We start from the raw sequence: 9,817 nt of genomic DNA on the forward strand, positions 1-9,817 counted from the left end.
GCGACAACTTGAAGTTTGTTGTAGAGCTTATCAACCCAGTAGCGATGGACGAAGGTTTACGCTTCGCAATCCGTGAAGGTGGTCGTACTGTTGGTGCTGGTGTTGTTTCTAAGATTATGGATTAATTAATAACCAATTTCCGCTAGAGTTTGTGTTAGCGTCATTGGAAATACTCACTTACTAACGTAAGCTCCGTGTTTCCGCTTTGCTAACACATCATCTAGCATCAAATTGATTTATTAATATCTACTATAAAGGTCGCTGATGCGGCCTTTTTTGTTTTACTATTTTAGAAACTCGTACTTCGACAGTTCGTCCCTCACGCTCAGCACTAACGGAAAGTTGTTCCGTCTACCCTGAGCTTGTCGAAGGGAACAGTCGAAGGGGAATTCGGAGCTTAATTTGTCTTGGCAACCAACACTCTCGTGGGAATATGCACAAAAGCGTGCGCAAATTTTACAGAATATTCGTCAGTTTTTTGATGAACGTAATGTTATAGAGGTGGAAACACCTGCGTTGTCTCAAGGCACAGTAACCGATGTGCATCTAGATGCAATAACTTGTCGATATAATTTTCTATGTGATAGTTCTCCTGAGAAAGCGACAAATTTGTATTTACAAACATCCCCTGAGTTTCATATGAAACGTTTACTTGCTTCGGGTTACGGGTGCATTTTTCAAATAGCTAAAGCATTTCGTCATGAAGAAGCAGGGCGTTTTCATAACCCTGAATTTACCTTGTTAGAATGGTATCGCTTAGGTTTTGATCACTTTATGCTGATGGAAGAGGTGGCGCAGTTACTTAAAGCCGTTTTAGATTGCACAGAGCCAACACAAACGACCTATCAGCAATTGTTTATTGATCTGCTTAGTACCGATCCATTAATGGCTACCCGAGTACAGTTACTCTCCTTGATTAAGGATCATGATAAATTGAGTGAATGGTTAACTGTTGAACAAGATAATGATATTTTATTACAGTTTATATTTAGTGAAATAATTGAGCCGCAAATAGGTAATGACTCACCATGCTTTGTTTATAATTTTCCGCGTTCTCAAGCATCTCTTGCTAAAATTTGCCCCCAAGATACGCGGGTTGCAGAACGCTTTGAATGTTATTTTCACGGTGTAGAGCTTGTTAATGGCTTTAATGAATTAACAGATATTGATGCACAAAGTAAACGTTTTCAAGAGGATAACACAAAAAGAAAAATGCTATCTCTTCCAGAAAAACCGATAGATAAAAACTTTATAGCGGCTTTATCTCAAGGATTACCGCAATGTTCAGGAGTCGCTTTAGGGTTAGATCGCTTAATAATGCTTGCACTAAAAGTTGAAAATATTGAACAAGTCGTCAGTTTTCCTATTGCGCGTTGTTAAAATGCGTTGGGTTTAATTTAAAAATAATGTTATAGTATATCAATTGTGATATTATCTCATTTTAGTCAAGCTCACTTTAGTCAGGAAAGGTTTCTGACATTTTTCTATTAGGTTAACCATGTTAGATAGAATAGGCATTACAGCAACATCACTTTGTGCATTACATTGCATTCTTTTGCCTATCCTTCTGCCTATTTTACCATTGGTAGGTTTGAGTTTTTTAGCGGATCATGCATGGGAACATGTTTTTCTGCTAATGACCGCTGCATTTGGAACTGTTGCCTTATTTTCTGGTTTCAAACGCTACCATAAACAATTATACCCATTTTATTTACTGTATTTAGGTGTCGCCCTGTATTGGATAAAGCATGATTTTTCAGAAGCGCTAGAACCCTATTTTATTATCGGTGGTGCTAGTTTAATCATTGCTGCTCATTTTATTAACATCAAACTATGTAATAGCTGTAAGCAATGTGATGATGATGATGCTTGTACGTTATAAAAAAGTTTTATAACGTAACGCCTAGTACATGTTAAATATCTAATTCCTTTAACTTTCTTGTTAAAGTGTTTCTTCCCCAACCTAGTTTTTTCGCTGCATCTTGCTTGTGTCCTTGGGTAAATAATAACGCTCTCTCTAGCATTATTTTTTCAAATTCTGGTTGCGCAGTGTCTAAAATTGCACTTCTGCCTTGAGCCAATTCCTGATCCATCCAATCACTTAATGCCGCTTGCCAAGATGAAGATTGTGGAGTAATTTGCATGGTTCTTTGTGTTAGTTCACTGGGCAAGTCTTCTAGTAATATTTCTTGTCCACTTGCCATGACGGTTAAGAAGCGACAAATATTTTCAAGCTGTCTAACATTGCCTGGCCATTGGCAGCTTTGTAGAGAAGCGGTAGCTTTTTTACTTAATGTTTTTGCCTCTACGCTTAATTCATTGGCAGCTTGCTTTAAAAAGTGTTGACTTAGTTGAGCTATATCTTCTTTTCGCTCGCGCAAGCTAGGTAATTGAATACGAATGACATTAAGACGGTGAAATAAGTCTTCTCGAAACTCACCATTATTTACTCGATCTTCTAGGTCTTGATGAGTAGCGGCAATAATACGCACATCAACTTGTACAGCCGAATGACCACCAACACGGTAGAACTGGCCGTCGGATAAAACACGGAGCAGGCGAGTTTGGACTTCAATAGGCATATCCCCTATTTCATCGAGAAATAGTGTGCCGCCATGGGCTTGCTCAAAACGGCCTTGACGAATGGCATTAGCACCAGTAAATGCCCCTTTTTCATGGCCAAATAATTCGGACTCTATTAAATCTTTAGGTATCGCAGCCATATTTAGCGGTATAAAAGGCGCATTTACTCTTGGGCTATGAGAGTGTAAAGCATGGGCAACTAACTCTTTACCAGTACCTGATTCACCATTAATTAATACACTAATACTGGAGCGTGATAACCGACCGATTGTGCGAAAAACTTCCTGCATTGCAGGTGCTTCACCAATTAAACCTGCAGCAAGAGGGGCGTTGTCTGTTTGCTTTCTTTTGGCATTTTGTTCGCGTGCATGATTTAGCGCTCGCTTAGTTAATGCTACTGCTTCATCCATGTCAAATGGCTTGGGTAAATACTCGAAAGCTCCGCCTTGATAAGCACTAACGGCACTGTCTAGATCTGAATGGGCAGTCATAATAATGACAGGAATATTGGGGTAATCTTTACTAATAGAGTTAAGTAAAGTCATCCCATCTATATCGGGCATGCGAATATCAGATATAATCACTTCGGGCTGATCGTGATCTAAGGCAATTAACAAATTCTTAGCACTTTCAAATGAGGCTGTACTGATATTTGCGCTTGCAAAAGCTTTTTCTAAAATCCAACGAATTGAGCTATCGTCATCAACAATCCATACTTGCTCAGTTATCATTTTGTTTTCTCTCTAGTAAATATTTTTAAGTTAAGTTTTTCTGGTGCTGACATTAATGATTATTGTGTTAATGGTAACAAGATCACAAACTCTGTGTGTCCGGGCTTACTATGACAATATAGCTTACCATGATGCTGATTTATCAGTGTTTGTGCTATAGATAAACCGAGCCCTGTTCCGTTTGAACGTCCTGATACCATAGGATAAAAAAGCGTGTCTTTAATTTTTGCCGGAATACCTGGCCCATCATCAATAACACTAATTTTGACCGCTAGTTTTATCAGTTTGCCATTGATAGTTTTATTGCTCGCGATGCGGGTTCGTAGCGTAATCTTATGGTGCTTACCTATTGCTTGAATCGCATTGTTTACAATGTTTAATACCGCTTGTTGAATTTTCTCCTGATCACACTGAATAACAGGAATAGAGGGATCATAATCACGTATTAATATTATGTTTTGCTCCTCTGAAAAACTGATTACTTGATAGACCTTTTCTAGCACAGAGTGAATATTGTGACTTTGAATTTGTGGTAATTGATTTGGACCAAGTAAACGATCGACCAAGTTAGTTAATCTGTCGGCTTGTTCAATGATCATGTCGGTATATTCTTGCTGTTCCGCGTTTAACTCTTTACTTAATAGCTGTGCAGCACCGCGTAGACCACCTAAAGGGTTTTTTATTTCATGTGCTAATCCTTTGATCAAATCACGGGCAGAAATCCATTGTTTTTGTTGGAATACTTCTAGGCTGATTTTTTTTTGTTGATCAATTTGTTTGAACTCTAATAGCACATGAGGAGCTCTGTTAAATTCGACCGCTGAAGCGGTTATTTCAGCGGTAAATCGATGGCTTTCACTAAATTCTATAACAATATCGCTATCGGTAAATTCTTGTCCTGTAGCAAGTAGTTGCTGTAGGCGGGATTTACTGATCGAGGTATTAGTAAAAATCAACTCAAATGAGACACCATAAAGTTTGCACAAACTTTTTATGAGTAAAGCTTCAGCAGCCGGATTGGCATAACAAATTGTTAGGTTTTGATCGAGGATAAGTACAGCGGTAACTAGGTGGTTAGCTAATGTTTGCTGATACTGTAACTTGAGTTGTTGAATCACTTTTGTTTGCTGCAACATGATGCCTCATATATACACTAAGATCGCACCAATGTAGTGCGCGTATTTTAGTATATTCTAGAAAAGTTTTATTTGCAGCGATTTATGCCGCTATTTGAGGCTAGTTTACCGAAGCTCGGTGCATATAAAACGTTATTGCTTTAGACAATGCAATAACCTTGCCCTTTTCATTAAGCAATTCCATTTTTATTTGGTGTTCACCACGATCTATATTACGTAAAGAAAACATAGTGTGAGTTTGAGGTGTTAAGTAAGGCTTTTCATCTAGTATTAATTGAATCTTTAGACCACGCTTAAATATTGGTTTAATGCTACCGCTAATATAAACAGAGCCAGTGTTATCTCGAATGGTTGAGTTATCTTTTGGGTGATTGATGAATACTTGGTATTCTTCTTCAATTTTTTGGGTTTCAATATCTAAAACTTGAGTTTCAATATTGGTAGATGACGCTATGACATTTCCATTTTTAGCTTTTACTTCTTCAGCACCTGGTCTGGGTGTGTCAGAGTAAACTAATACTCCTGTCTCACTGCGCCATACATAAATTTTAGCGGAGCTACTGTAAACAGGAGCTGCTATGGATAGAGTAAGTAATACAAGTAGTAAAATTTTAATCATAGTAAAATTAAGTATATCTTGTTCCTTTAGATATTTCCAAACACAATAGGCACCATAGGTAGCTCTAATTTATACAAAAAGGTAGAGATTTACCACCTAAAAATTTATCTATCTTGAATTAAAACAACAAAAAAAGCTCACCTAAGTGAGCTTTTCAATTAGATTGTATATATACCCGTGACCATTCAAAATACTCGGTTCAGAGTGCTTGAGAAATTCCAGTTTGAGGCGCGTCAATTAAATCATGGTTATTCAGGAGAATATGCTCCTGCATTCTCTAATAAGCTACGTCCATGTAGCGCCCTATTTCTTTGACGCAACAATAAAATGGGATTGCTCATGCACTTCTACGATGGGGCTAAAAACGATTTATACGTCGTTATTGATTTTGTGAATGGAACAACCATTCTCTGCAATCAATGCCTTGTCTAAATCGTTTTTTTCTCCCACTGAAACATGCATTTTGAATGATTACGGGTATAAGTGCTTAAACGCTGTAGTACATTCCAAACTCAACTGGGTGAGTTGATGTATTCAATAATTCACAATCAGCACGTTTAAGAGCAATATACGCATTGATCATGTCGTCATCCATAACACCACCAGCAATTAAGAACTCTTTATCAGCTTCTAAAGAATCTAACGCGTCAGTTAATGACGTTGCAACTTGTGGAATTGATAATGCTTCTTCTGCAGGAAGGTCGTATAAATCTTTATCCATAGCATCGCCAGGATGAATTTTGTTTTTGATACCGTCAAGGCCAGCCATTAGCAATGCAGAGAATGCTAAGTATGGGTTTGCAGCAGCATCTGGGAAGCGAACTTCGATACGGGCAGCTTTTGGTGAAGGTACTACAGGGATACGAATTGAAGCAGAACGGTTAGCAGCTGAGTAAGCAAGCATAATTGGCGCTTCATAATGTGGAACTAAACGTTTGTAAGAGTTAGTTGCAGGGTTTGTAAATGCGTTCAAGGCTTTAGCATGCTTGATGATACCACCAATGTAGTAAAGCGCCATTTCAGATAACCCGCCGTACTTATCACCAGAGAATAAGTTAACGCCATCTTTAGCCAGTGATTGATGCACGTGCATACCAGAACCGTTATCACCTACTAAAGGCTTAGGCATGAAAGTTGCTGTTTTTCCGTAGGCGTGAGCAACGTTATGTACAACATACTTATATACTTGAACTTCATCAGCTTTTAATACCATAGTATTAAAGCGACAAGCAATCTCGTTTTGACCAGCTGTTGCTACTTCATGGTGATGTGCTTCAACAACTAAGCCCATTTCTTCCATTACTAAACACATTGCTGAACGGATATCTTGTGAAGAATCAACAGGAGAAACTGGGAAATAACCGCCTTTAAGACCAGGACGGTGACCCATGTTGCCTTCTTCGTATTCAGTACCTGAATTCCAACAAGCTTCTTTATCATCAACTTTAAAGAATGAGCCACTGATATCAGTGTGGAAACGAACATCATCAAATAAGAAGAATTCAGGCTCTGGACCAATTAACACGGTATCAGCAATACCCGTTGAACGTAAATATTCTTCAGCACGTTTCGCTACAGAGCGAGGGTCACGGCTGTAACCTTGCATTGTATCTGGTTCTACTACATCACAACGAATGTTTAATGTAACAGCTTCATTAAAAGGGTCTAATACAGCAGAGTCAGAATCAGGCATTAATACCATGTCTGAGTTGTTAATTCCTTTCCAGCCTTCAATAGAAGAGCCATCAAACATTTTGCCATCTTCGAAGAAATCTTCGTTAACTTGATGATGAGGAATAGAAACGTGTTGCTCTTTACCTTTTGAATCGGTAAAACGAAGGTCAACAAATTTGACATCGTGCTCTGTAATTAAATCGAATACTGCTTGTGACATGTGTCTCTCCAGTGAGGTTAATTCTAAATTTGGTGTAAATCGTTAAGTGGTTAAATTCTAACAGGCATTTTAAATATAGTCATGAACAATATGACACCAAAGCTACATCAATACTGAGGTGTTTTGGGCTACTTTGCTCATTATTTTTATATTAACATCCTGCAGCCAAAGCTGTGCCAACAGGTAAGTTATTGATATTCCTTTTATTGCAGTAATCAATAAAAACCTGCTGCACTACTATGGTGCTCTGCTTGCACTGATTGGGCGCAACATATCTTTTGGGATAATTTAATTATTTAACGAGTAAGCAACATTAAAACACTTTCTGCAAAGATATATTACATCAAGAATCAAAGGAAATTTTCTTATTGATTTCTTTTCAAACAAAATAGCTGTATAATGCGCGCCCAATTATAGCCCTATTCGTTAACCTGCTTGAATAGCAATAAACGATAGTAACAGCGAGTAACGCCTGTGTTAGATAAATTAAGAAATGTGGCAATTATTGCTCACGTTGACCACGGAAAAACCACTTTAGTTGATAAATTATTAGAGCAGTCAGGTACGCTAGACGCCCGCGGCGGACTAGAAGAACGTACAATGGACTCGAATGATATCGAAAAAGAACGTGGTATCACAATCTTAGCTAAAAACACGGCTATTAACTGGAATGGCTACCGTGTAAACATCGTAGATACTCCTGGCCATGCTGATTTCGGTGGTGAAGTTGAACGTGTTATGTCAATGGTAGATTCAGTTTTACTTATTGTTGATGCACAAGAAGGCCCTATGCCACAAACGCGTTTCGTAACGAAAAAAGCGTTTGCTCAAGGTTTAAAGCCAATTGTTGTTATTAACAAAGTTGATAAGCCTGGCTCTCGCCCTGATTGGGTTATGGACCAAGTTTTTGAATTATTTGATAACCTTGGCGCTACTGATGAACAGCTTGACTTTAAAGTTGTTTACGCTTCAGCAATCAATGGTTGGGCTACGCTTGAAGAAGGCGAAACTGGCACAGATATGACGCCATTGTTTGATACTATTCTTAAAGAAGTTCCACAACCTGTAGCTGATCCAGAGGGTGCATTCCAAATGCAAATCTCTCAACTTGATTACAGCTCTTACTTGGGCGTTATCGGTGTTGGTCGTGTTACCCGTGGTTCTGTTAAGCCAAATCAACAAGTTACTATACAACTAGCAAACGGTGGTGTTCATAACGCTAAAGTTGGTAAAGTATTTGGTTACTTAGGACTTGAGCGACTTGATATTGCTGAAGGTTTTGCAGGTGATATTATTGCACTTACTGGTTTAGGTGAGTTAAAAATATCTGATACGGTTTGTTGTCCAACTGAAGTTGAAGGCTTACCAGCATTATCTGTTGATGAACCTACTATCAACATGACTTTCCAAGTAAACACTTCACCATTTTGTGGTAAAGAAGGTAAGTTCGTTACTTCACGTAACATCAAAGATCGTTTAGATAAAGAATTAATTCATAACGTTGCTTTACGTGTTGAACAACTTGCTGATGCAGATAAATTTAAAGTATCAGGTCGTGGTGAGCTTCACTTAGGCATTTTAATTGAAAACATGCGTCGTGAAGGTTTCGAATTAGCTGTATCACGCCCAGAAGTTATTATTCGTGAAGTTAATGGTGAATTACAAGAACCTTATGAAACAGTAACGATTGATGTTGAAGAACAGCATCAAGGCCCTATTATGGAAAGAATGGGTGTTCGTAAAGCAGAGTTAACTGATATGGCACCTGATGGTACTGGCCGTATTCGTATGGACTTCATCATGCCAAGTCGTGGCTTGATTGGCTTCCAAACTGAATTTATGACACTAACGTCTGGCTCTGGCTTAATTTATCATACATTCTTTGAATACGGACCTCACAAGGGTGGCGAAATCGGCCAACGTAAAAATGGTGTAATGATTGGTAATGCAACGGGTAAAGCATTAACTAACGCTATCTTTAATTTACAATCTCGTGGTCGCATGTTGATCGGACACGGTGTTGATATTTATGAAGGCCAAGTTATTGGTATTCATAGCCGTGATAACGATTTAACAGTAAACGCCCTTAAAGGTAAGCAGTTAACTAACGTTCGTTCATCAGGTACTGATGAAGCGCAAACATTAACGCCGCCTATCGTTATGTCTTTAGAGCAAGCATTAGAGTTTATTGATAATGATGAACTTGTTGAAGTTACGCCTGAAAGCATTCGTATTCGTAAAAAGCTTTTAAAAGAGAATGAGCGTAAACGTGAAAGTAGACCTGCTAAGTAAGTCTTGTTGTAATGGCTAGCTAATACTTAATTATCTACTGAAATAAAAGCCACTTATTGTTAAGTGGCTTTTTTTGTTTGCCCAGCGAAGCTGGCAAACCCGATAGGCTGAAAGAAGCCTTATCACCCCGACTAAGGGGAAGATAATCTGAATGGCAAGGGCGTCACTGGCTAACGGTGGGGTCTGAAGGAAGCCATAAGAAGTTAGAGGTACACAACTAACCGTAACCTGCTTCGGCGGTATTGGTGGGTAAGCGTCCAAAATAGCGCGAAGCCCAATACTTAGTCAGACCAATGCTGTGTTTGAGGGTGGAATTTCTAACAGGGAACTAGTGCAGTAACTGGGGAAGCCTGGCATTGTATCCAATCAAAATGATTTGATCAAAAATGGTTGGACGTATTATTCAAGAGGTGACTCAAGAGTATTACGAGTGTGAGGTGGCAGATGAACCCGTAGTAGTGAGTAAGGCTAGGCCGATGAAAGCCAGTAATGGTGTGGAGGATAAAACCAAGCCGACTGTCAACACTGTGTTTGACAGAGTCAATTTAAGCCACAAGCTTTC

General features: G+C 38.7%; 8 protein-coding genes. 4 read left to right on the forward strand and 4 right to left on the reverse strand.

Annotation, left to right across the window (positions count from 1 at the left end):
- The 3 genes from DWA31_RS01425 to DWA31_RS01435 form a co-directional block, all read left to right on the forward strand.
- A partial coding sequence (locus DWA31_RS01425; RefSeq protein ID WP_484038966.1) for an EF-Tu C-terminal domain-related protein occupies positions 1–125 on the forward strand: 125 nt, incomplete at its 5' end.
- 277 nt (positions 126–402) lie between these two features.
- Positions 403–1,380, forward strand: a complete 978-nt coding sequence (epmA, locus tag DWA31_RS01430; protein ID WP_114324900.1) for an elongation factor P--(R)-beta-lysine ligase — start codon at positions 403–405, stop codon at positions 1,378–1,380.
- A gap of 118 nt (positions 1,381–1,498) precedes the next feature.
- Complete coding sequence (locus DWA31_RS01435) at positions 1,499–1,882, forward strand: MerC domain-containing protein (RefSeq protein ID WP_114324901.1); 384 nt, start codon at positions 1,499–1,501, stop codon at positions 1,880–1,882.
- 31 nt (positions 1,883–1,913) lie between these two features.
- Here the strand turns inward: DWA31_RS01435 and glnG are convergent, their stop codons facing one another.
- From glnG to glnA, 4 genes are all read right to left on the reverse strand, one after another.
- Positions 1,914–3,314 carry a nitrogen regulation protein NR(I) gene (gene glnG / locus DWA31_RS01440; RefSeq protein WP_114324902.1) on the reverse strand — a complete coding sequence of 467 codons (1,401 nt, stop codon included), beginning with the start codon at positions 3,312–3,314 and terminating at the stop codon, positions 1,914–1,916.
- 59 nt (positions 3,315–3,373) lie between these two features.
- Positions 3,374–4,450: a nitrogen regulation protein NR(II) gene (gene glnL, locus DWA31_RS01445; RefSeq protein ID WP_114324903.1), complete on the reverse strand. Its 1,077-nt coding sequence runs from the start codon at positions 4,448–4,450 to the stop codon at positions 3,374–3,376.
- 100 nt (positions 4,451–4,550) lie between these two features.
- A complete protein-coding gene (locus DWA31_RS01450) occupies positions 4,551–5,069 on the reverse strand; it encodes a DUF4124 domain-containing protein (RefSeq protein WP_114324904.1) in 519 nt (172 codons plus the stop codon).
- 487 nt (positions 5,070–5,556) lie between these two features.
- Positions 5,557–6,963, reverse strand: a complete 1,407-nt coding sequence (gene glnA / locus DWA31_RS01455) for a glutamate--ammonia ligase (RefSeq protein ID WP_114324905.1) — start codon at positions 6,961–6,963, stop codon at positions 5,557–5,559.
- 474 nt (positions 6,964–7,437) lie between these two features.
- Here glnA and typA point away from each other — a divergent pair, with 474 nt between their 5' ends.
- Positions 7,438–9,255 carry a translational GTPase TypA gene (gene typA, locus DWA31_RS01460; protein ID WP_114324906.1) on the forward strand — a complete coding sequence of 606 codons (1,818 nt, stop codon included), beginning with the start codon at positions 7,438–7,440 and terminating at the stop codon, positions 9,253–9,255.
- Positions 9,256–9,817 lie beyond the last annotated feature (562 nt).

This window comes from Candidatus Colwellia aromaticivorans, from assembly GCF_003333305.1.
Classification (GTDB): Bacteria; Pseudomonadota; Gammaproteobacteria; order Enterobacterales; family Alteromonadaceae; genus Colwellia; species Colwellia aromaticivorans.

Coding starts and splice junctions, on each gene's coding strand:
- DWA31_RS01435 (WP_114324901.1), top strand. CDS start 1,499: ATGTTAGATAGAATAGGCATTACAGCAACATCACTTTGTGCATTACAT.
- glnG (WP_114324902.1), bottom strand. CDS start 3,314: ATGATAACTGAGCAAGTATGGATTGTTGATGACGATAGCTCAATTCGT.
- glnL (WP_114324903.1), bottom strand. CDS start 4,450: ATGTTGCAGCAAACAAAAGTGATTCAACAACTCAAGTTACAGTATCAG.
- DWA31_RS01450 (WP_114324904.1), bottom strand. CDS start 5,069: ATGATTAAAATTTTACTACTTGTATTACTTACTCTATCCATAGCAGCT.
- glnA (WP_114324905.1), bottom strand. CDS start 6,963: ATGTCACAAGCAGTATTCGATTTAATTACAGAGCACGATGTCAAATTT.